The sequence below is a fragment of the Spirochaeta cellobiosiphila DSM 17781 genome, from assembly GCF_000426705.1.
GTDB lineage: Bacteria > Spirochaetota > Spirochaetia > DSM-17781 > DSM-17781 > Spirochaeta_E > Spirochaeta_E cellobiosiphila.
In genome coordinates this window covers 263,419-286,131 of sequence record NZ_AUFW01000007.1, presented here as the reverse complement: position 1 = coordinate 286,131, position 22,713 = coordinate 263,419, and the positions used below count along the sequence as shown (strand labels likewise).

Here is a 22,713-nt window from a genome sequence, read left to right as displayed (position 1 = left end):
TAAATGTCAGATAAGATAAGAGTGTTGATTGTAGATGATTCTGCTGTAGTAAGACAAACTTTGTCTTCAATTATTGAGGAGGATTCAGACTTTGAGGTCGTAGGAACAGCTGCTGACCCTTATATTGCTGCTAAAAAACTAGCATCTGTACTTCCTGATGTTATGACCTTGGATATAGAAATGCCAAGGATGGATGGATTAACTTTCTTAAGGAAAATAATGTCTCAGCATCCTATTCCTGTGATTATATGTTCAAGCAAGACAGAAAAAGGTTCAAACAATGCTTTCACTGCCCTAGAGTTAGGGGCTGTAGATATTATAACAAAACCTAAGTTAGGGACGAAGCAGTTCTTTGAAGAATCAAAAGTAAGAATCTTGGATGTTCTAAGGGCTGCCGCTATCAGTAAGTTAAAGAAAATATCTGTTAAACAAAATGTCTCTATAGAGCCACAGCCCAAATTAACAGCTGATGCAGTCTTATCCATTGGTAAAGCTCCTTTAAGTATAGATACAACTGAAAAAATAATTGCAGTGGGAGCCTCTACAGGGGGAACGGAGGCCTTAAGGCAGTTCCTGGAAGAACTTCCCATAGACTCCCCTGGTATTGTAATCGTTCAGCATATGCCGGAAAAATTTACAAAGGCATTTGCTGATAGATTGAATATAACTTGTAAAATCACAGTAAAAGAAGCGGAAAATAATGATTCTGTGCTCCCTGGGCAAGCATTAATTGCTCCAGGAAATAAACACATGCTTTTAAAAAGATCTGGAGCAAGGTATTATGTTGAAACAAAGGAAGGACCTCTGGTAAGTAGGCATAGACCAAGTGTAGATGTTTTGTTTAGATCGGTGGCTAGTTATGCAGGAAAAAATGCTATAGGTGTCATAATGACAGGTATGGGTGATGATGGTGCGAGGGGAATGAAAGAAATGCATGATCATGGGGCCTACACCATTGCTCAAGATGAGAAAACCTGTGTTGTTTTTGGAATGCCTAAAGAAGCTATTGCCGCAAATGCAGTTGATAACGTTCTTCCTTTGGAGAAGATTGCTTCTCATGTTGTAGAAAAAACGAAATCCAGGTAGGACAGTGTGACATCAAAAATACAAAACGCAAGAAAGATAATAGAAGAATTTCAGAAAAGGTCAGAAAAAGTATTTGCTAGAATTGCAACAAATTACCCCTCATTGTTAAAACAGTTTGATAATAAGTTATCTCATTCGACTGATGTAATGAAAGATTTGGAGATATTATCTCAAGGAGAAGATTCTTTTCTCGATTCGGAATTGGGATATAAGTTAGGTGTAACCAAAGATCTGATTGAGGAATCTTCCTATTTTCTAAATGAGAATACAAAAGCCCATGCTGGTTTGGTAACGAATTTAGAAAAGGAAATAAATGGTATAAAAGAGATCGATGTTAGTATCAATCAATTGAAAGAAGTCTCTGTTGATATGGAGATTATATCAATAAACACATTAACGGTTGCTGTTAAAGCAGGAAAGGCTGGGGGGGCTTTTAGTTATATAACTTCAGAAATACGTAAACTAACACAAAGAATGATAGGTCTTGCTGATTCCTTGGGGCAGAAAGGTGAAAAAATTGAACTAACCCTAGGTGAATATCAACAAACAGTAAGGGGGAGTCTGGGGAGTCAACAAGACTTATTAGCTAACTTAGAAAAGGATATTAGTCGTAGTTTTGATACTTTTTTCCATGAGACCCAGAATGTAATAGGTATTCTAAAAGACTTAATGGAAACTGCCAAAAAAATTCGTCAGCCTTTTATGAAAGTCATGCAGACTATTCAGATGCAGGATATCTTGAGACAATCCTTGGATCATATCATTCTATTTATAGATGAAAAAGAAAAGGCTGCATTTGATGATTCAATGGATGAATTAAGATTTTATGTAGATGCCTCTCGATTGAGTGAGGAGATATTAGAAGATATTCGTAAGCAATATGTTTCAAGTGTATTATCCTTTTCCCATGAGTATGAATCTCTTAAAGGCCTATTCTCACTGATGAAGGATAAGATTGTAGAGTTTCGGGCCCATTTCGATTCCGTTGGAGATACAAAAAGTATCTTTGCTGAGAATTTTGCTTTGGCAACGAAGATAATTGAAGATGTGGTTTCAAGTCTTAATAAATCGCTCAAGGAAAAATCTAACGTTTCTGATTTGTCAAAAGAACTTGATGTAATGGTATCAAGTGTGGAAAAAGATTTGTCTGCTATTGGAACCTTGGTTGACCGCTTTCAGAATATTAATATAGCTAGCCGTATAGAAGTCGCAAGGCAGGTGGCCCTAAAAGAAATGGTTAAAAATATTGAAGAAATGAGTGATGTTATTGTTAGTATTGAATCAAATGTTACTGATGCCTTGAATAAGACAAAAGACTTTATAGAGGGAACAAAACGGGTAGTCTCTCAACTAGCAGAACAATCAAAAGAAGAATCAAGCTTTATTAAAACCTTTTCTTCCCAGTTAAAAGATATGTATGAAGAGATATATAATGAAGGTTCGAAAATGCAGCATTCCATATCACACTTTTCATTGGTAGAAGGTGATTTCCTTAGCTCGTTTTCCATAATTGAAGAGGATTTGAATGATCTACAAGATCTTGAGTCCTTATTAGAGGAATTAGGTGGTATTCTTGAGAAATCCAGTGCTGATTTTAATGTCCAATACCAGGAAGCTTTAGAAAAAAGAAATCTTACTTCTTGGGAAGTGAAGGATGATCGGATTAAAAAGCTTTTAGACCAATTTACCATTTATACACATAAGAAAGCTGCCAGTGATGCTGCGGGTATAGAATTATCTGATGATTCCGTTGAAACTGGTGATGTAACGCTGTTTTAGCATTTGAAAAGCATATAATCATGAATTATAGTTTTGATAGGAGGATTGTATGAAAAAAATACTAGTTGTTGATGATTCCTCAGCCATTCGTCAAAGTTTAGAATTTGTACTAAAAGAAAATGGGTTTGATGTTATTACTGCTGAAGATGGTCAAGATGGGCTAAGTAAAGTTAAAGCCGCAAAATATGATCTGGTAATTACAGATGTTAACATGCCTAATATGGACGGAATCACTTTAGTAAAAGAAGCAAGATCCTTAAGTGACTATAAATTTGTACCTATACTCGTATTGACTACTGAGTCACAAGATAGCAAAATGCAGGAAGGTAAAGCAGCCGGAGCTACCGGTTGGATTGTAAAGCCCTTTGATAATGAAAAACTTTTAGGAACAATTAGGAAGGTACTACCAAACTGATGCTTGAAAATACTTTAGTTTTGTTAAAACCTGATGCGGTTAGGCGTGCTTTGATTGGAGAAATTATTTCACGTTTGGAACGTACTGGTTTGAAGATTATAGCCATGAAGATGGTTAAACCTACACCACAACTGGCTGGTGAACATTATAGTTATGATGACATAGCTGTTCGTCATGGAGAGGATGTTAGGAATCGTTTAATTAAATTCATTACTTCCGATCCGGTTGTTGCCATGGTTGTGGAAGGAGTTAGTGCTGTAGAAGTCGTACGGAAATTAGCTGGTTCCACTGAGCCCAAAAGTGCACTCCCTGGAACTATAAGAGGTGATTTCTGTCACCATACTTTTGCTCTAAGTACGGAAAAAGAAGAATCAATTAGAAATGTGATTCATGCTTCAGCCTCTGTTGAGGAGGCAGAAAAGGAGATTGGCCTTTGGTTTAATAGTGATGAAGTCACAGAATATAAAAGATCTGATCAGGTTGAGCATTTCTTCTAAGTAAATAATAGAGTTATGAGGTGCCTTTTCTTAGCACCTCTCTAACATTTTATTCCTTATGCCGATAGAAAATTGCTTGATTCTACTAAGTATTGAGTCCGAAGGCATGTTTCAAATAGTTCTTTTGGTAATATCTCTCTTTTTTCACTAGTGTAGTCTTCTTTTATGCGAATCATTAATACTTCTAATCCATTTTTAGTTTCCCCGAGTACTTTTAAGTATTCCTTATGAGGATTTTTTCCCTTTACTTCATATAGTTTCATGATTTACTCCTAGTATTGGATGAACTGTTACTACAATTTTCGCCAAAAGATTCGTAGTGGTTTAGATAATTCTTTATTATCTTGGTATTAACAAATAAATAAAAATATGATTACCTTAGGTACTATGAGCCTAATAACAACACTTGTTTCAATATTAATAATAATAGTCGGGTACTTTATGCCTGTCTTTCGATCTGAAGTTATGTCTGCAGGTATCTTCGCCTTATCAGGAGCTGTCACAAACTGGTTGGCTGTTTATATGCTATTTGAAAAGGTACCCTTTTTATATGGTTCCGGCGTGATACCTCTTCATTTTGAAGAGTTTAAATCTGGTATCCAAAACCTCATCATGAATCAATTCTTTAGTGAAGATAATATTAGAAAATATATAACAGAGAAAAATTCCAATAATGGAATATCTTCCAAGATAAACGATATGGTAGATCAGCTTGACTTTAATAAATTGTTTGATGAATTGGTTAATATTATCGTTGAAAGTCAATTGGGTTCCATGTTGTCTATGTTCGGAGGTTCTTCTGTCCTTGAGGGGTACAGGGCTCCTTTTATAGAACGTTCAAAAGTTGCTATTAAAGAAGAGGTTTCCTCCCCGGAAACTCTTAAAAAATTAGAGTTGGATTCTTCTGTTAATGTCGAATCTTTAGTTAATAATGTAGAGAATATAGTGAAGAAGAGACTCGATGAATTAACCCCCCTTATGGTTAAGAATATAATTCAAAACATGATAAGAAAACATTTAGGATGGCTGGTTCTCTGGGGGGGATTGTTTGGTGGATTAATTGGTTTAGTTGTTGGAGTTATAGGAAAATAATGGAAGTATCCTTAATCAGACATGGTCAGACCCTATGGAATTGTCAAAGCCGTTTTCAAGGTCAATTGGATTCTCCTTTAACGGAAGAAGGAATCAAACAAGCGAAGTCAGTGAAAAAGATTATCTCTCGTAAATCTTATGATCATGTCTATTCTTCTAGTTTGGGACGGACTATTGCAACAGCTAATATTGCGATGAATCCTATTATGGGTATTACTCTATTAGATGATTTTAGAGAAATAAACTTAGGTCAATGGCAGGGGAGAACTGTTGGTGAAGTACAGAAGTTGTATGCCTCTGAGTATGAAGCATTTCATAATACTCCGAGAGAGTATAAAGCTGTTAACGGAGAAGGTTTTTCTGAGGTATGGTCTAGAGTGTCTTATTGTCTGGATAATATAAAGAGAATAAATGGATATAAAAAGATACTGATTTTTACCCATGGAATGGTATTAAAAGTAATATATACAATGATAAAATATGGAAATATCAACTATATTTGGGATGCTCCATCGTTTGATTCTGCAAGTCTTACCGTGCTCAATTGGACAAAGCATCCTTCAATTTCTTTAGAAAACCGAATTGCTTACTAAATTTACTTTTCCATAAGTTTTAATTCTTCTAACTGTTTTTTCATTCTTACATATTCCACTAGAGTTCTTATTCTAATTAGAAATAGATCATTCTTAAATGGTCTCTGCATAAAATCTACAGGCCCAAGCTCAGCTCCCGGGAATAAGGTAAAATCCTTTGCAAATATAGATGATATAAAGAAAATAGGCATTTCTGTATGCTTTTCATCTTTTCTAATGAGCTCAGCTAGTTCATAGCCATCCATATCAGGCATTTGAATATCAAGTAAAGCAATAGAAAATTCGTTCGTTTTAACTTTTTCGAGAGCTTCCTCTCCTGATGCCGCATTCACTATATCTGCATCAATATCACTAAGGACCAACCCAAAGGCAAGTAGATTTTCAGGACGATCATCTACTACCAAAATTTTTGCTCGATTCATTTTCTCCTCACTTATTTTCGTGCAAATCAGAATGATTATACGGACTCATATTTTATCATGGATCATAATCATTATCATAGATTTTTTATTTTATTAACATTTCTACAAATACTATATCCCCACTACGGGGTTCTTGATCAATAATAGATGATATATTTGTTAATACTTTAGATCCTTCAAAGGATCTTATCTCACCTTCTGCAATGATAACACTTTCCCCTTTGATTTGACGTCTGAATTGGACCTTTTGTTTGTCAGTTACTAAAATATCCGTCAAACGTTCAACTATTATTGAATCGTTTAATTTATAGCTAACAGCTCCTAATAGTAGATATTCCTTTGATTGGAGAGAACTTTTTTGCCCTCGAATCGCTAATGTCCTTAGTTCTTCAATAATATCATTTAATTCCTGATTATCTTGGATTTGATCTTCTAATATAGTTTTGTCTTCTTCTGTTAAGTTTTCTGAACCTGACATGTATTTTATAACCCTAAGAATATCATTAACAGAATCATTGTTATTAAAAGCTATTTCTTGTTTTGTTTTATTTTGTATGTAATCAATGAGGACTTGATAGTTATGTCCTATATTAGGAAGGATATTTTGAGCAATGTTTGTATTAAATAAAGTTCCTAGCTGGCTCATATTCTGTTGAAGTTCCTTATCATTATTATTTTCTATATTATCTTCAATTAACTTACTTATAGTGACATATTTGCTTGTTAAATCACTTAGTTGAATGGCATATTCTTCATAGTAATCAATACGTTCTTGATTATTTGTGATAACTGTTTCTAGCATGTTTAAGTTGTCTGATAATTCTTGGTTTTCCCTTTCTAAACTAGTTATCTGTATGGAAGAGTTTGCTAGTTCTGATTTCTGTACTTCTAACTGTGAGTTTTTTTGTTCCCAATCATTAGCTATTTCATTAGTTAATGATTTTCCCATAATAGGATCTGGAAAAAACTCTCTAATAAAATTGAGATAAGAATTAATCTTGTTACCATCAAGCTGTGCCGTTTTATAAGCTTCATTTAGCTTAGCTTGTTGGATTTCATCTTTTATCTCATTTAATTGAGTATGCGCCGTATTAATAGCATCAAAAGTGGTAATAACATCATTGAAAACTTTAGAGGCTTCTTGCTGTTGTCCTTTTGCTTTTAACTCTGTTGCCTCTGCTATCTTTTCATCCAGTGAATCTAGTAACAGGTTGTTCTGCGACCATGGTGAATCTTCAGTGTCCAAAAGCAAGGTAGATATAAGAGAAATCACAAATCTTTCTGTCTCTATTCTTTTTTTCAAGGAGGGTAATTTTTTTGTAGAAATATCATCTATAAGCGAAGTGAGAAGTAGCAAATCTTCATTTGCTTTGGTTTTGTTGCCAGTTTCAAGATCATATTTTATTTGTTGATAGGTTTGAATAAGTTGATCCGTGTACAAATCTTCTTGAAGTTTCGTCCCCATGAGTCTATCAAGTTCATCTGTTATTTGTTCATTTTCATTCTTAAGTGCTTCTGACTCTTCCTTAGTTCTATTAGTTTCTTCGATAAGTCTTTGCTGTTCCTGTTCTGCGCTTTCCAGGACATTCTCCAGTTGAAGTCTGGTGTTTTTCAGGTCTGTTTCTTTTTCTTCCAACTCTTGAGCGGCAGAAGCTTTAAAATTTTCAAGTGTTGTAGAAAGCTCTTGTTTTTTCTGTTGTTCCCATTCTTCCAGAAGTTTTGTTATTTCACTTTGAGCCATTCCCTGATCGATTAAGCGTTGCCGTTCTTCTTCCAGGGCTATTTCATATTGACTGCGTAATTCTTCCTCTTTCTCAGTAATCTGATTTTGCATATTGTTTAACAATGCTTCTTGTTGAGCATTAATGTTATTTAGTTCTGATTTGATTTTATTGATTTCACCTTGTTTTGCTTCTAGCTTTGCTTCTGATTCTTTAATTACTTCTGATATTAATTGTCCTTCTCCGGAAAAATAGGTGTTAGTTTCTAAGGTAATACTGTTCTCTTTCTGTGTGAAATATCTGCTTATTATGTAAAACGCTAAGGGGATGGTAATGAGTGCAATGATATTGACAAGCCATGGAAATATATTACCTTTATGAGTTCGTACCTCGAAAATTTCAGGAGTAATATGTATTTTGTTTTTTTGAGCAATTTGATCTATCTGATCAAAGATCTCGTCTTTGTCTTGTTGAGAAAAACCTTCTTCTTTGAGTCGCTCTTCCTCGGTCTTTAAGTCTTGAATTTCCAAAAAACACCTTCTACTAATTAATTCTATTGAATATCTCTTTAAGAGCAACTTTTATCTGTCGATTCTTAATAAAGATGAAAGTAAGAAGTAAGATTATTTTAATTGTTTTGCCTTTGATTGTCTCTACGTTATCTATTGCTGGTTTCTCATCATCATTTGCAGCTCAAAATGCAATAACCAGAATAGCAGTAGATTTTTTAGGATTTAAAGCAAAGGAACTTAAAAAGTACGCTGATAATCAGTGGGATCTTCTCGTTAGCAATAGATTAATTGATAGACCCCAATACCTCGAAATATCTAAAAAGGCAATTGCTTCCTATGCCTCTACACTCGTGAGAAGTGATACAGAGAGAATAATAGCTATCCATCCTGATTTGGGTATTGTTTTTGATACTTCTAATGAACCTTTATCCTCAGAAGATATAAGTACATTAAGAGAAAGTCTTACAAGTAAGAAGGAAGGTTGGACCATAATGTCTTTGTCTAATGAAGATAGAGTTGGACAAGCTTTCTTTTTTGCTCCCTTCAATTGGTGGGTGTATATTTCGGAGGCGAGAAATGTTTTTTACCAAGAGGTCTCTAATATCTTAAAACAGACGTTGATTATCATGGGAATTGCTGCCTGTATTGCGATCATAATGTTAATGATATTTGTGCAGATAATTATTAATCCCCTTGGTAAAGTCGTTAAGTCCATGAAAGAAATAATAACTCATAATGACTTAAATCAGAGGGTTCCAGTTCAGTTCAATGATGAAGTGGGGGAACTGGCAGGGACGTTCAATGTTATGATTCAGGAACTTGATAAGGCCTATAGTCAAATAAAGAATTTTGCTTTTCAATCAGTGTTAGCTGAAAAAAGAGAAAAGAAGATTAGGAATATATTTCAGAAGTATGTACCTAAAGATGTCATAGATAAGGTGTTTATAAACCCTGAGGCTATGTTAGTCGGTGACAAACGACGTTTAGCGATTTTTTTCTCAGATATAAGATCATTTACAACCATAAGTGAAGGGCTAACTCCTGAAGAGTTAGTTCAAACCTTAAATAGATATTTTTCCATTATGGTAGATATCATTGTGTCTGAGGGAGGGATTGTTGATAAATATATTGGTGATGCCATCATGGCTTTTTATGGCGCTCCCATAAAAGGTGATAATGATGCTTTATCAGCTGTTAATGCGGCTTTGGGAATGATTGATGCTATACAAATTTTTAATGAAAAGCAAAGAGAACAGAATCAACCTGAATTTAACACAGGAATAGGAATTAACTATGGATTAGTCACTGTCGGTAACATTGGTAGTGATAAAAAGATGGATTATACGGTTATAGGGGATGAAGTTAATCTGGCATCACGTTTAGAAGGACTAACCAAAAAATACGGACAGAAGTTGATTTTTAGTGAAGCTGTTTATCGCCGTGTAAAGTCTGAATATCCCTGTCGACTAGTTGATAAGGTTGTTGTTAAAGGCAAGACTACGGGGGAAAATATTTACACAGCGAAAAGGGTCTTAACTGCTGAAGAGGAAAAAATATGGAACCATCATCATGCAGGACTATCATTTTACTATGCAAAAGATTTTAAAAACGCCCTGAAATATTTCGATAGAATATTAATATTTGATCCTGATGATGTTATTGCAAAAATATACAAAGAGCGAAGCAAAATTTATATAGCCACTCCACCTGATGAAGGTTGGGTAGGACTAGAAGTTTTAAAAGAAAAGTAGTTATTCCATGTTTAGAGCAATTAAATAATTTAATCCAGAAAATGCTAATAGGGCCAGACTGGTTATCGATATATCCCTTGATGTCTTATAGTCTTGATAAGCTGAATCTCTTACATTCTCAGTGTTGCCATTATCAGAGTATACGGAATAATTCTCTTCAGAGATGATATCAAATAAGATAGTACTTCCCAATGCTACTGTTCCTGTTATTAATGATACTTTTCTTAATAGTCTTGAAATCTTTAAGTTTCTTATTCTATTAGTTTCATCAATATAAAGTTGTTCAATTGCATCCCTATTTGTGTTGGATGTTTTATGCTTTTCAAGACTTATAATATATAAACTTAAACTCGTATTTATTAGTTCCTGGTTATTACTATCTGATAATGACTCCATCCATTCTTTTATATCCTCCAGTTCTGAGGATGATATGGACTCATTATTGAGAACCATATTTTCTATTCCTGAATCTTGAGCCCAGGGAGATAGGACAAATATTGGAAATAGCATGATTAAGAATATGCTCTTCACTTTAATGCCTCGATAATATTTTTAATATCTTCTTTTGAATAAATTGGATCAATGTAAGTAATCTTGTTTAAGTATTCGATTCCTTTTGATACATTTCCTTTTACAATAGATATATCAGCTAAAGTCTTTAGTGTTTTATCATACACATCCGGATGAGGATAATTCGTTAGTATAAGTAACAGTTCTTCCTCGCTTATATCTGTTTTCCCCATAATAAGATGGAGCTTTGCAAGTTTGTAAAAAATAATGGGATATATACTTTTGTCCTTATTTAATTGCAAAATATCCAGATAAGTTTTCTCAGCATCGATGAATAACCCTTGTTGCAGATATATTTCTCCTTTATCAAATTCTAATTGATCATTATAGCTTTCGTTATCAATCTCCTGAATTGAACTGTAAAAGTTTCTTTCATAATCATTTCTTTTTTTGTGAAGAATTAAATTGGATAGAAATAAAGTGAGTGAAGCTCCTGATAAGGCCATAGTTGTACGTGATGGTGTTAACTCTTCCTGGGAGAACCAGGCAATTGTAGTAACAAAATAAAAAGGGATTGAAAAAATATTCATTAACAACATTTGGTTTTTATGGGGATACTGAGGTTGTATAAATCCATCCATGTTAGTTCTGTCTATAGAATATTCTCCTTCAGGTATTTTTAAATATTTTGAACTCTGGCTTTTACTTGAGTCTGGATTTTCTACAATTATATAATTAGATTCCAATGTTTTGTTTATTACAATGTTATTTTTATCCACTGAAAACTCTATGGATAATAATTTGTAGTCATCCTTTAAAAGAGATAGGGAATGTTTAGAATTGATAGGGAGCTTTATTAAGGCGGGAGTTTTTTGGGTAATAGCCTGATTGTTCACTATGATATGAGCATTTTGAGGTTCTGACACAATAAATACATTAGCCATGTCATTAGAGGATGTTTGACCCCAAAGGAGAACTGTGATCCATAAATAACTAATCATTATTAGGCTACGCTTCATAATTAAATTGTAAGTTTTCTTTTGCTTTAGTTGCAAGATGTTCCTTGACCAAGTTGAAAAACAACTCTACTTTTGCAATATGCGATTAAAATTACTGGATTACATCATAAGCCTGGTAGCTCTTAGTCTATCTTTGTATTTGATTGTTACAGGTATGCAAAGGATGGATAGCTTAAAGTTGGTTATCACTCAAGGTGATAACACTTGGGTTTATGCCCTAGATAAAGATTATGATGGTTATGTTGCAGGTCCTTTAGGTGATACCCATTTTGTTATAAAAAATGGATATGTAGATGTATTAGATTCTCCTTGTCTTAATAAATTATGCGTAACAACACCTCCCATTCATAAGAATAATCAATGGATTGCCTGCTTACCAAATGGGTTATTGTTTAGAGTTGTAGGTGAAGAAAGTAAGGAGGCTCCTATTGATGTCAATTCCTACTAAAAGGGATTTAATCCCCTTACTCGGGGCTATAAGTTTGTTCTTTGCCGCCATTGAGTTTTTGTTTCCCAAACCTCTTCCTTTTATGCGATTAGGTTTAGCTAATATTCCTATTATTCTGGCTTTAGATATATTTACTTTTCCTGAACTTCTCTTGTTATCCCTTATAAAAGTTGTAGGTCAGGGAGTTGTGAATGGGACATTGGCCAGTTATGTTTTTGTGTTTAGCTTATTAGGTACTTTTTCGAGTTTGTTTGTCATGTATACCCTTCATCGATTATTTTATCAAAAGTGGATTTCTCTAGTCGGTATTAGTATGGCTGGAGCCTTAACCAGTAATGCCATACAGCTTTTATTATCGATATTCTTTATTTTTGGACAAAATTCTCTTGTTATCCTACCTATTTTTATTACCGTCGGAACTGTGAGTGGGTTTTTGATGGGATTGTTTGCTCAAGAGTTTAGAAATAAATCTCAATGGTACAGGAAGATCTATGAAGCCCAAAGATAGGATAAGTAAACTATTAAATCCTAAAACAAGGTTCTGGGGTTTCATCCCCCTCATTATTCCTTTCAGTTTTCAAGACAATGTATTGTTGAAATTCATTGAAGTATTGATGTTGGCTTTTTTAGTTACCTTAGCAGGTAAAAAATTGAAATACTTATATTTTGTTATGATGGTAGGTTCGGTAACCTTCTTTCATCTCTTGACCCCTGCAGGACAGCTTCTTTATTCCTTAGGGCCTATAGATATTACTTTAGGTTCCCTAGTTATTGGAGTTGTAAAAGGTTTTACCATAATTGGGATGGTTTTTCTTAGTTTATCTGCTGTTCATAGAGATTTAACATTCCCTGGAAAGTTAGGTGCTTTGCTAGGGGAGACTTTTGTCTATCTGGAAGTTATTCTAGATAGAAAGAAGGAGATAACAAAAGGTAATTGGATTACAAAGATCGATCAGTTCCTTGAAGACCTTTATCCTCTTAATGCTACCAATGAAGTTGCAGAAAAAAGAACCAACACAATCCAAGGATTCTTATTGATTGGATTGTATTGGTTGGTTTTTGTAGGCCTATCTCTCTACCAGTTCAAATTCTGAATTCGTTATGAGCAGATGATGATTCGCGTGATAAGTAATTACTTTTTTATCTTTAGTGATAAAATAAGCTTCTACATCAGGATACTCTGCCAATAAGTCCTGACTTTGTTCAGGACCTAAGGCAAATAATGCTGTGGATAGTCCATCTGCTTCCATTGAAACCTTTGTCCGAACCGTAACTCCTGCTAGATTATTATCAATAGGATAACCTGTCTGGCTATCCATGATATGGTGATAGTGTTTACCATCTACTTCCAGGAATCTTTCATAGATACCACTGGTAACAATAGTTTGGTCTTGTGCTTCTAATCTCCCCATGGATTGACCTCGTGGAAGAAAGGGGTCTTGTATACCAATGATCCATGGTCTATCACCCTTTGCTCCCAGTACCATTATGTTGCCTCCGAAGTCAATGAGTGCACTATGGGCTCCCAGTTCTTTCAGCTCTTTATATACTACATCTGCCGCATAACCTTTAGCTATTCCACCTAGATCAATAACCATTCCTTTTTCTTGAAGAAACACAGTTTGATTGTTGTCATTAAGTACAACTTTTGTATAATCGACGAACTTTAGGGCCTCTTTGATTTCTTCGGGACTGGGAAGTCTCGGATTATCGGAGCTGATTCCCCATAATTCAATGACTGGTCCTAAAGTTGGATCAAAAGCCCCATGAGAATCCTTTGCCATTTGTAGGGACTTCTTTATTACTGCATAGGTATCATTAGATATATGGACAGCTTTTATTCCGGCCATCTGATTAATGAGGGCTACCTCACTACCATCTCTTGTGGTATGCATTCTGTTTTCGATGTCCTTCACCATATCCAGAGTATTTTCCAATTCAATTTGTGATACTCCATCAGCTGTGATAGTACATGTTGTTCCCAGTAACAATCGAGAGGCTGAAACTCCTCTTTGATCAGCGCAAGATAATAGAGAAATAATTATCCAAATTGAGATTAATACGATATTAGGTCGCAATTTCATTATATAAACCTCAGTGTGTTTTAAAATTTTGACATATGGTATATCAACAAGATAAACTGTGAAACAACTTAACAGGAGGAAATGATGAAAAAATCATTTTTGTTTATGATTGCCCTTAGTTTGATTACACTTCTTGCTTCATGTGGCAATGACTCTTCTACTACAGACTATCAAGATGGGTCTTATTCGGCTGTCTATGACGCTGCTGATCATAATGGATGGAAACCATTTCTTAACTTAACAATTAAGGATGGAAAAATTGCATCAGCTGACTTTGATTATGTTAATCAAGTTGGTGAATTGAAGTCCCAGGATCAAAACTATGCAGATATGATGGTTAAGATTACAAAAAAAGAGACAACACCAGCCAGCGCAAAATCAGCAATGGAAGAACAATTGATTAAAAAACAAGCTGGTCCCGTTGACGGTGTATCAGGAGCAACAAGTACCAAAGCTAATTTTAATGAACTATTATCCGCAATTCTTAAGAATGCTGAAGCTGGTAACACTGAGAATATTGTTATACCAATGAATGATACCTATACTGTCAGTGATGAAGCTGATGAACGTGGTTATACTGGAACTATTTCTGTAACTTATCAAAATGGTGAAATATCAAAAGTTGCCTATGATGAAGTGGATGCAGATAAAGTTGGTAAGCTAGGAAATGAAAGTTATAACTCCATGATGAAAGAACATTCAGGTGTTTCTTGGGAGGAGGCTCAAGCTCAGTTGATTAAACAATTAGAAACAACGGGATCTGTAGACACTGTTGATGCCGTATCTGGAGCAACAAGCTTATCTGAGCGATTTAAGGCTTTGGCTGCAAAAGCAATCTCCGCTAGGGGTTAATTTCTAATAAAAAAGGTTTACTTCTTCAAGGAGTAAGCCTTACCTCCTAGATCATATCTAATTAATTTACTATATTAATAAAAGTTTACTGAATCAAATACTGGCGAAGCTCTCTGTTAGGGAGCCGCCATGTTTATGGAGTCTAAGGTGAGGAATATAGTCATATTGGGTGGCGGCTACGGTGGAGTAGCAGCAGCAAAGAAATTATTAAAAGGTTTAAAAAAACAAGAAGCGACTCAGATCACATTGATCGATAGGAATCCCTTCCATACTTTAATGACCGAGCTCCACGAGGTGGCAGGAGGACGGGTTGAGGAAGATTCTATTAGAATCTCCTTAAAAAAAATCTTCGCCGGAACAGCTGTACATGTTGTAATAGATGAAATAGAGAACATAGATTTTGATCAAAAAGTTTTATCTGGTAGGGATAAAGAGTATAAGTATGATTATCTTGTAATGGGTGTTGGTGCAGAACCTGAGTTCTTTGGAGTTACAGGGGCACAAGATCATTCTTTTACTCTTTGGTCTTATAATGACGCAATCAAACTTCGTGAGCATATCGAAAATTGTTTTCTAGAAGCATCAAGAACATCTGATCTTATAAAGAGACAGCAATTATTGACCTTTGTTGTAGCAGGTGCAGGTTTCACAGGTGTAGAAATGCTTGGGGAATTACTGGAATGGAAAAAGAAACTATGCGGACAATACGATGTTAAGAGTGATGAAGTTAGGGTTATCTTAGTAGAAGCACAAAGGGAAATACTTCCTATGCTGCCTCGTAAGTTAAGAGATAAATCTGTTAAGTTTATTGAGAAAAAAGGAGGAGAAATCCTTCTAGATTCAGCAATAACAGAAGTAACGGCTGACGATATCAAAATAAGTGATTTATCTATTGCAACAAAAACATTAGTTTGGTCTTGTGGTGTAAAAGGCTCTGCATTCGCTGGTGAGCTTAAACCACTTCATGAAACAAAGAAAGAAAGCAGACAATGTCAGAATGTAGCAGAAGATGGAACTTGTTCTGATGACACTAACTTAAGATTTAATATACAGAAAAAGTGTCGTGTCATCACTAATGAGTACATGCAATCTGAAGCTTATGAAAACGTTTATATTATCGGTGATGTGACATGGCATCTGGAAGGACATAAAACACTTCCTCAAATCGTAGAAACAGCCCTTCAGACAGGTGAGTGTGCTGCTTCTAATATCATTGCAGACATTCAAGGTAAGGATAAAAAAGCTTTTAAGAGTAATTACCATGGATACATGGTCTCTATAGGAAGTAAGTATGCTGTAGCAAACTTAATGGGAATGATGATGAGCGGCTTTATGGCTATGGCCATGAAGCACATTGTTAATCTTCACTACCTTTGGAGTGTTACCGGTTTTAATGGTTGCTGGGAATATTTAATGGCCCGTTTCTTCGGTATTAAAGAAAGAAGATCTATGATTGGAGGCTTTGCTTCTAATAAGATTCACACTTTCTGGCTTTTCCCTTTACGAATGTTTGTTGGGGCTAAGTGGTTGATCGAAGGTATAATGAAAGTACAAGATGGATGGTTGTCTCCGGATAATATCTTTATAATGCCTGTAGATGGTGCGTCAGCCGCTTCTGAAGAAGTTGCTGAAACGGTTAATCAAGCAGCCCAGGCTGTACAGCCATTATTATCAGAGCCCTTCTTTCTCTATACCTGGTTCATGGATGCCATTGTAGCAAAGGCTCCTTTCTTATTCCAAGCTAGTGCTGTTTTTGCAGAAATCGGTATTGGACTTGCCCTTATTGGTGGACTATTCACCTTCTTAGCTGCTTTAGTTTCCATAGGTCTTGGATTGATGTTTACACTTGGTGCTATGGCTGGTGCTGAAATGCTATGGTACATGATGGCTGCTGTTGCCCTAATGGGAGGAGCAGGTAATTTTGCTGGATTAGATTATTGGGTTATGCCTTTCCTTGGAAAGTACTACAAAAAAATACCTTTCATTAAAAAGCATCATCTCTTTACGGGAGAATAATGTCGAGTTCTTTTTGGGCCTCTGTACCGGAACTTGAGGCCCTACACTCAAAAATAGACAGACGTCTTCAGCATATTTTGAAAAATGAGGAACATCAGGTCGCTTATTCGTTAAGCGACCTTTCTCGTAGAGGTAAAAGAATAAGGCCTCTATTGGTTATGTTATCAGCTGGTTGGGGTGAAACTGAGGAAGACTCCCTGCTTGATTTAGCATGTGCCATTGAAATACTTCATTTGGCTACCTTAGTGCATGATGACATAATCGATAATTCCAAATTGCGAAGAGGTTCACCTTCTTTATTTGCCTTAGCTGGTAAACGAAATGCTATATTGTTAGGAGATTATCTCCTGGCTTTGGCTGTGGAGTTGGTGGCAAAGACCACTTCTTTTGATAATGGTATTATTATTGCCACAGGTATTAAAGCTATAGCCTCTGGAGAAATCCAGCAAAATACAGATCGTTATAAGCTGATAATGAGTAAAAGACGGGCTATAAAGAAAATCATCCGTAAAACCGGGGCTTTGTTTATGCTTAGTTGTTATTCAGGTACAGTTAAAAGTGGTCAAGAAGCTGTCTTAGGTGAAAAGTTCCGTAGAATAGGCTATTCTTTAGGAGCAGCCTTCCAATTACAAGATGATTTGTTAGATTTGAATGGTGATCCCAAAAAAGTTGGCAAGCCTTTAGGTTGGGATCTTAAGAATGGATATTATACCTTGCCTGTTATATTAGCCTGCGAGGAAAGTACCTTCCTGGAAAGTACCCTTGCCAATGGTAAACCCAATTTTATACGAAGAAAAAGATTGTTAAGAGCTTATCAAAGCACCAATGCCTTATCTAAAACAAAGGACTTAACAACACATTATATGCAACGATCTATCAAGGATATTGATAGTCTACCTGATAATCCTAATAAAGATCTTCTCAAGAAGATGGTTCATCTTCTGTTAGTTCGGGATTATTAGCTTTCTTTCCTAAACCGATGAAGTAGGTTTCGAAAGATATCTTTCGTACTGCTTTCGGTTTAAGAATTTTAACTTTATCAAAGCTTTGTTGCATCCTTTCAAGGAGGATTTTTTCATCTCCTCCTTGGAAGACTTTTATGATTAAATTCCCCCCTGTTTCCAATAAAGCATCTCCTACTGATAATATTTGCTCATTTAAGCTATAGGACCTACCACAGTCGATGGTTCTGTTTCCTGTAGTGGAGGGGGCTGCATCTGAGATAATGACATGATAAGGTCCTTTTTCTCTCAATATATCCTGGTTTTCCTTATCAAAAACATCTCCTTGGAAGAAGTCGTAATTAGAGGGTGGTTGCTTTTTCAGATTTAAGGGTTTTAAATCAATGGCTGTTAATTTTCCCTGTCCTTTAAGTATCTTGAGAACATAGAGACTCCAGCTTCCTGGGGATGCTCCGATGTCGAGGACATGATCCTTAGGTTTGATTACTTTTATTTTTTGCTGAATTTCTTCCAGTTTATATACTGATCGGGCAGGATAGCCTTCTTTTTGTGCTTTTAGTGAATAAAAATCGAGAGTGTCCCTTTTGGCCATATCTTTTTCCTTGACTAATTTGATGAGTCTATAGAGACTCTAACCATGGATAAGTATAAGAGCAGATTACAAAAGATAGAAGCCTCAATTCAGAAGGTATTACCTGAAAAAGCAGATTTGGATTGGTTAGGTCTTGTCGCAGGGGAACATAATAAAGCTGTCCAACCGAAGCATTTAGATATATTGAATAAGCCAGCATTAGAATTGGTGAATAGAGGGGGAAAGCGTTGGCGTCCCCTTGTTGTTGTCCTTGCCAGTGAGATGGCTGGAAATGATTCTTTGGCTTATGACCTTTGTCCTGTCGTTGAGTTACCTCATAATGGTAGCTTAATCATTGATGATATTGAAGATAATTCTGAAGAAAGAAGGGGTAAACCTGCTGTTCACTTGATGTATGGTATAGATTTGTCTATTAATGCAGGAAATCATCTCTATTTTCTCCCTTCTTATGTATTAGAGAATTTAGATATATCTGCCGAGAAAAAACTCCTTCTTATGAAATATTATTTACAAGATTGTAGGCGTTTGCACTTTGGTCAAGGACTTGATATCCAGTGGCATAATAATAATCAGTACATTCCTCAAGTGGATGAGTATCTTCAAATGTGCCGATTCAAGACCGGAAGTCTGGCTCGGATGGCAGCCCAGCTGGGTTGGATTGTTGGTGGTGGCATCGAAGAAGACGCTTTGAAGTTGGGAGCCATCTGGGAAGATATTGGGGTAGGTTTTCAAATCCTGGACGATGTGAAAAACTTAACTACTGGTAATCCTGGGAAGAGAAGAGGAGACGATATTGTTGAGGGCAAGAAAAGCCTTCCTGTGATTCTTTATTTATCAGGTAATGATGTTAATCCTGAGTTTCTGAATTTAATGAATCAGGCTAAAGAAATAGGTCCTTCTGTGGAAGATAAGGTAATCTTTGATGCTATTGATATGATGGATAAGAATGGCTCAATCTCCCAAGCTGGGCTTATCGCTAAGGATATGTTATTCGATGCTAGGCAGAGGTTGATTGATGGATTTAAAGACTCTGAGGCTAAGGATTTATTGATTGGAGTGTTGCAAGGGTTCTTGGATAAGATGCTTAGTTAGTAATAAAAATATGAAGCTCCTGAGGTTTTTTACTTGCAATAAGAAACCCTTTGTCTGTCTGTACGAAGCTTCGAGGAGATTCCCATAAACCTTGATTTGCATATTGTGATACTAATGTATCAATGAATTTATTGCCACTCCAAATAGCTGTTGCAATCTCATCACCACTTGTAAGCATCCAGTATACTATTCCTTTGCTATAGTAGCAGTTTTGTGAGTATTTTGAGTTGGCATCTCTTGGGGTCCATATATCTGATATTGAGAATTGATTATTAATGTATTTAATAGCAAATAAGCTATCACTATAGAAGCTTGTGACAAAAATCGTCGAACTAGTTTTGTCAAATGCTAGATGATGAGCCCCATTTATATAATTATGGTTTGTAGTGTCTGTCGGCCAAAAATTCTTTACTTTAATTTCACTATTTGTGACATTGAATATATAAACTCGATCATCCTTCTTCGATACTCCACAGATTGTATTACTATCAAGATAGATCATTTCGTCTAGAGAAACTCCTAATGTGACCACCTTTAGATTTTGTCTGTTTAAATCGTAGGAATACAGTCCTGATTCAAATGATAATATGAGTATATCCGAATATTTTATCATTGATTTAGCATTACCATATCCTGTCAAAGAAGTAACTTTTCTAAAGCTGATATTATCTTTTGAAAAGTATCCTTCAAAAATAGATCCAGTTCTATCTAAAACAAAAACACTTGTTTTATCATTGAGCAAACATATAGGCTTGTTTATTTTACTACCATCAATACTCTTAAATGAATTAATTGATTTTATTTCAAAATTGTCATAGGAAAAAAGAGATAGTGAATTGTTATCATAATTAGCAGATATATAAACATTGGGACTCAGTGATAATATTTGTCGTATCCCTTGGAGGGGCATTTCTTTAGTGCTATTATAGCTACGTCTCCAATTGAAATCTGTGTTATTTATTACATTAATCTGAGATTCCCAAAAACCACCCAGATATTGACTTTGACTGAATAACAAACTCAAATTATAAGTACCACTGATAGTAGGCAGCATGGGAATAGGAGAATGGCTTACTTCTTGATTATTGATATACCAAATGCATGAGTAATCCTCTGGTAAATTAATACTAGGTATATTTTCAGAACAGTAAGGTGTCCAAAAACTTTGTAATTCTGACAAGCTTTCTACTCTATAATTTTTAATCGCATATGAAAGAGATGGGTCTTTATTTTTATGGTCTTCATCTAAATGAATGTATTCGATTTGTGTAATTAAATTAGGAAAAATCAAAACACTATCATTAATTTGATTGATTAAAGTTCCTTCTTTATAGATATCTACTGTAGCAAAATAAATCCCTTGCTGTATTTTATCATTTATATTAATTTTGCTACTATCTATTTTGTTTGTCCATGATTGAGTGAAGGTGCTATTTCTTAATGTGAAAATAACTTTATCTGCCATTATATTATCTGTCTTTAATATAAAAGAGAAGTTACCTGGTCCTTCTAGAGGATATAGTTGGATAACTTTCTCGGTATTTTCATTAAATTCAAAGGTTTCTGTACCTTTGTAGATTTCGATATCTTTTTCATTAATGGCAGAGATAATAATGGTTATTGGTCCAAAGTCGATATCTAATTGAAGCCCAGAAGGTTCAATAATCTGATCAAATTCAACATTATTATTTCTTTGAATAGTAATATGTAAATGGTCAATTATTAAATCACCTTTATCAGGTAAGTAGCTTCGTGTTATGTTTTGATCAGTTTTAAAGGTAAGTGATAATTGTCCTGATTTATCAGGAGGTTCATTAGTTGGTATTAAATTACAGGATGATAATATTATTAGTAGTAATAGTACGATTAACATTTTAGCTCCTAGTACTTATGGAACTAAAATTTTGAATGAAATGATTTAATATTTTTAGAAATATTAAAGTTAAACTCCTCTTAATTAAACCATTTGCACAATCACTAATTTGTTTCCACGATCAAAAATTTAACATGCTGTTCTTTATTCCCACTAACTACCAAACCTTTTGTTTTCAAGCTCAAGAAAAATAATTTAGAAACCTTCAAAAATGATTTAGGAATAATAAATACGTAGAATACCTGGGTTGAGAAAAGATTCTAAAATTACAATAACCACAAAGAGTCCATTAATGAATCATTGTATAGATATCTTTATTAGGAGATATGCAAGATTTTTAAAGTCCCGAGACAATTTTTTAATTATCGAACCCGGATAACAGCAGAGCGCAAGAGAGATACGATGATTGAAGAAGAACCGGCCGTGGGCTGGAGAATGATAACAGCTATTTCAAGACAAAGTTTTAACAGTAAGCTAAATAGAAAATAAGTTCACAGAATCATTAAGTTGAACAATTGGCAGTTAAATAAGAAAAGTAAATGTCTCAGACCCTGTGTACAAGTTTAGGTCATTTAACTGTATTTATAGATTGCTGTCATCGAAGCATTATCTACGGGAGACTATCTAGTTCTTCAAAAGCAGATTACCTAATTCCAAGATCAGATAATGGTTTAGTTTTTGGGGCAAAGAATTTTCTTGATGTTATGCGTAGATTTACCATCAGTAAAAAATGTATTACGCCAGACACTGTTTATCAGAATGTTATGATTAAATGCATCGTTTGAACACTTAAGGAGAATTGTTTTTGACTTAACGATTTAAGGATCAAGATGATGTTTTTGAGAGGATATTTAAGTTCGATGGTATATTGGAAAAGATTAGAAGTATAAGGGTCCAAAAACCAGGGAACATATACAATATGGTCTGAAAAATAAATATTAGAAAATCAAAGTTTGGTAATGGAAAAAAGTATTTCTAATAAGCAAATAAGAAGAACATCAACAATTAACACAGAACACAAATCATAGGGGCTATGTTATTTGACTCTCACTCCCTATATATTTCGATCCACTGTAGAAATAATATTTCCCAAGCAGTCCTCAATAAGCAAAGAACTCCTTCACATACAAAAAATCCCCAGAGGAAAAGGTAAACCTCTAGGGATTAACTAATGTAAGTAAAGGTTATGATGGTAACTAAAAGGACTCAACCATAAAGCTGCGTGTTTAAAGGTTGGTTAAGCCCCCTGTTACCAATGAAAATAAAAATCGGAGAAAAACTCTTATCTTCTAAGGTTATTACTAGTGATGAACTAGGGAATCAGAGCATAGGATAACATCCATAACAAAAAGAGTGAGTAAAACAAATAAAACATACCATTAAACCCATGCTCTTCA

Annotated in this window: 22 protein-coding genes; 14 read left to right on the top strand and 8 right to left on the bottom strand. The window is 34.9% G+C overall.

The genetic code is table 11. From position 1 onward, the window contains the following. Positions 1 to 3: 3 nt before the first annotated feature. The 4 genes from K345_RS0101200 to K345_RS0101185 are packed head-to-tail and all read left to right on the top strand — an operon-like array spanning position 4 to position 3,777. On the top strand, positions 4 to 1,086 hold the full coding sequence (locus K345_RS0101200; RefSeq protein ID WP_028972620.1) for a protein-glutamate methylesterase/protein-glutamine glutaminase: 1,083 nt from the start codon (positions 4 to 6) through the stop codon (positions 1,084 to 1,086). A gap of 6 nt (positions 1,087 to 1,092) precedes the next feature. Next, the gene (locus tag K345_RS0101195) at positions 1,093 to 2,865 is read left to right on the top strand and encodes a hypothetical protein (RefSeq protein ID WP_028972619.1); all 1,773 of its coding nucleotides are present in this window, start codon (positions 1,093 to 1,095) and stop codon (positions 2,863 to 2,865) included. A gap of 49 nt (positions 2,866 to 2,914) precedes the next feature. Beyond that, positions 2,915 to 3,280, top strand: a complete 366-nt coding sequence (locus K345_RS0101190; RefSeq protein ID WP_028972618.1) for a response regulator — start codon at positions 2,915 to 2,917, stop codon at positions 3,278 to 3,280. Next, positions 3,280 to 3,777, top strand: coding sequence for a nucleoside-diphosphate kinase (locus K345_RS0101185; RefSeq protein WP_037570725.1), 498 nt, complete (start codon positions 3,280 to 3,282; stop codon positions 3,775 to 3,777). The genes K345_RS0101190 and K345_RS0101185 overlap by 1 nt, the downstream gene beginning before the upstream one ends. A 56-nt stretch (positions 3,778 to 3,833) precedes the next feature. Here K345_RS0101185 and K345_RS0101180 read toward each other — a convergent pair whose 3' ends face one another. Beyond that, positions 3,834 to 4,040 carry a hypothetical protein gene (locus tag K345_RS0101180; RefSeq protein WP_028972616.1) on the bottom strand — a complete coding sequence of 69 codons (207 nt, stop codon included), beginning with the start codon at positions 4,038 to 4,040 and terminating at the stop codon, positions 3,834 to 3,836. Between the two features lie 178 nt (positions 4,041 to 4,218). Between K345_RS0101180 and K345_RS0101175 the strand changes: the two genes are divergently transcribed. Together K345_RS0101175 and K345_RS0101170 are read left to right on the top strand one after the other, a co-directional pair. After that, entirely contained in the window at positions 4,219 to 4,869 is a 651-nt protein-coding gene (locus K345_RS0101175; protein ID WP_053227959.1) for a DUF445 domain-containing protein, read from the top strand. Beyond that, positions 4,869 to 5,462: a histidine phosphatase family protein gene (locus K345_RS0101170; protein ID WP_028972614.1), complete on the top strand. Its 594-nt coding sequence runs from the start codon at positions 4,869 to 4,871 to the stop codon at positions 5,460 to 5,462. The genes K345_RS0101175 and K345_RS0101170 overlap by 1 nt, the downstream gene beginning before the upstream one ends. Before the next feature lie 2 nt (positions 5,463 to 5,464). Here K345_RS0101170 and K345_RS0101165 read toward each other — a convergent pair whose 3' ends face one another. Then, positions 5,465 to 5,884: a response regulator gene (locus tag K345_RS0101165; RefSeq protein ID WP_028972613.1), complete on the bottom strand. Its 420-nt coding sequence runs from the start codon at positions 5,882 to 5,884 to the stop codon at positions 5,465 to 5,467. Positions 5,885 to 5,969: 85 nt separating this feature from the next. Beyond that, positions 5,970 to 8,135 (bottom strand): coiled-coil domain-containing protein, encoded by a 2,166-nt coding sequence (locus K345_RS0101160; RefSeq protein ID WP_028972612.1) that lies wholly within the window; start codon positions 8,133 to 8,135, stop codon positions 5,970 to 5,972. A gap of 74 nt (positions 8,136 to 8,209) precedes the next feature. Between K345_RS0101160 and K345_RS0101155 the strand changes: the two genes are divergently transcribed. Then, positions 8,210 to 9,868, top strand: coding sequence for an adenylate/guanylate cyclase domain-containing protein (locus K345_RS0101155; protein WP_028972611.1), 1,659 nt, complete (start codon positions 8,210 to 8,212; stop codon positions 9,866 to 9,868). Here K345_RS0101155 and K345_RS0101150 read toward each other — a convergent pair whose 3' ends face one another. Further along, positions 9,869 to 10,378, bottom strand: a complete 510-nt coding sequence (locus tag K345_RS0101150; RefSeq protein WP_028972610.1) for a hypothetical protein — start codon at positions 10,376 to 10,378, stop codon at positions 9,869 to 9,871. It lies immediately after the preceding gene. 17 nt (positions 10,379 to 10,395) lie between these two features. Beyond that, positions 10,396 to 11,397, bottom strand: coding sequence for a tetratricopeptide repeat protein (locus K345_RS0101145; RefSeq protein WP_156888258.1), 1,002 nt, complete (start codon positions 11,395 to 11,397; stop codon positions 10,396 to 10,398). Between the two features lie 79 nt (positions 11,398 to 11,476). Between K345_RS0101145 and K345_RS21995 the strand changes: the two genes are divergently transcribed. Genes K345_RS21995 through K345_RS0101130 form a run of 3 tightly spaced genes read left to right on the top strand, consistent with a single transcriptional unit; the run spans position 11,477 to position 12,939 of the window. Further along, positions 11,477 to 11,845, top strand: a complete 369-nt coding sequence (locus tag K345_RS21995; protein WP_169714739.1) for a NusG domain II-containing protein — start codon at positions 11,477 to 11,479, stop codon at positions 11,843 to 11,845. Then, positions 11,829 to 12,353, top strand: coding sequence for a Gx transporter family protein (locus tag K345_RS0101135; protein WP_028972608.1), 525 nt, complete (start codon positions 11,829 to 11,831; stop codon positions 12,351 to 12,353). Before K345_RS21995 ends, K345_RS0101135 begins: the two co-directional genes overlap by 17 nt. Then, the gene (locus K345_RS0101130) at positions 12,337 to 12,939 is read left to right on the top strand and encodes an energy-coupling factor transporter transmembrane component T family protein (protein ID WP_028972607.1); all 603 of its coding nucleotides are present in this window, start codon (positions 12,337 to 12,339) and stop codon (positions 12,937 to 12,939) included. Before K345_RS0101135 ends, K345_RS0101130 begins: the two co-directional genes overlap by 17 nt. Here K345_RS0101130 and K345_RS0101125 read toward each other — a convergent pair. Beyond that, complete coding sequence (locus K345_RS0101125) at positions 12,913 to 13,929, bottom strand: FAD:protein FMN transferase (protein WP_083963566.1); 1,017 nt, start codon at positions 13,927 to 13,929, stop codon at positions 12,913 to 12,915. The genes K345_RS0101130 and K345_RS0101125 overlap by 27 nt on opposite strands. A gap of 84 nt (positions 13,930 to 14,013) precedes the next feature. Between K345_RS0101125 and K345_RS0101120 the strand changes: the two genes are divergently transcribed. From K345_RS0101120 to K345_RS19190, 3 genes are all read left to right on the top strand, one after another. Further along, positions 14,014 to 14,781 (top strand): FMN-binding protein, encoded by a 768-nt coding sequence (locus tag K345_RS0101120; protein WP_028972605.1) that lies wholly within the window; start codon positions 14,014 to 14,016, stop codon positions 14,779 to 14,781. Positions 14,782 to 14,928: 147 nt separating this feature from the next. Beyond that, positions 14,929 to 16,797: an FAD-dependent oxidoreductase gene (locus K345_RS0101115; protein WP_245584592.1), complete on the top strand. Its 1,869-nt coding sequence runs from the start codon at positions 14,929 to 14,931 to the stop codon at positions 16,795 to 16,797. Then, positions 16,797 to 17,759, top strand: a complete 963-nt coding sequence (locus tag K345_RS19190; protein ID WP_053227955.1) for a polyprenyl synthetase family protein — start codon at positions 16,797 to 16,799, stop codon at positions 17,757 to 17,759. The genes K345_RS0101115 and K345_RS19190 overlap by 1 nt, the downstream gene beginning before the upstream one ends. Here K345_RS19190 and K345_RS19185 read toward each other — a convergent pair. Next, positions 17,719 to 18,351, bottom strand: coding sequence for an SAM-dependent methyltransferase (locus tag K345_RS19185; RefSeq protein WP_053227954.1), 633 nt, complete (start codon positions 18,349 to 18,351; stop codon positions 17,719 to 17,721). The two genes, K345_RS19190 and K345_RS19185, sit on opposite strands and share 41 nt — an antisense overlap. A gap of 45 nt (positions 18,352 to 18,396) precedes the next feature. On the opposite strand from K345_RS19185, the gene K345_RS0101100 reads away from it, so the two are divergent. Beyond that, entirely contained in the window at positions 18,397 to 19,443 is a 1,047-nt protein-coding gene (locus K345_RS0101100; protein WP_028972603.1) for a polyprenyl synthetase family protein, read from the top strand. Here the strand turns inward: K345_RS0101100 and K345_RS0101095 are convergent. Continuing rightward, positions 19,436 to 21,316 (bottom strand): hypothetical protein, encoded by a 1,881-nt coding sequence (locus tag K345_RS0101095; RefSeq protein ID WP_028972602.1) that lies wholly within the window; start codon positions 21,314 to 21,316, stop codon positions 19,436 to 19,438. The genes K345_RS0101100 and K345_RS0101095 overlap by 8 nt on opposite strands. Positions 21,317 to 22,713: the final 1,397 nt, after the last annotated feature.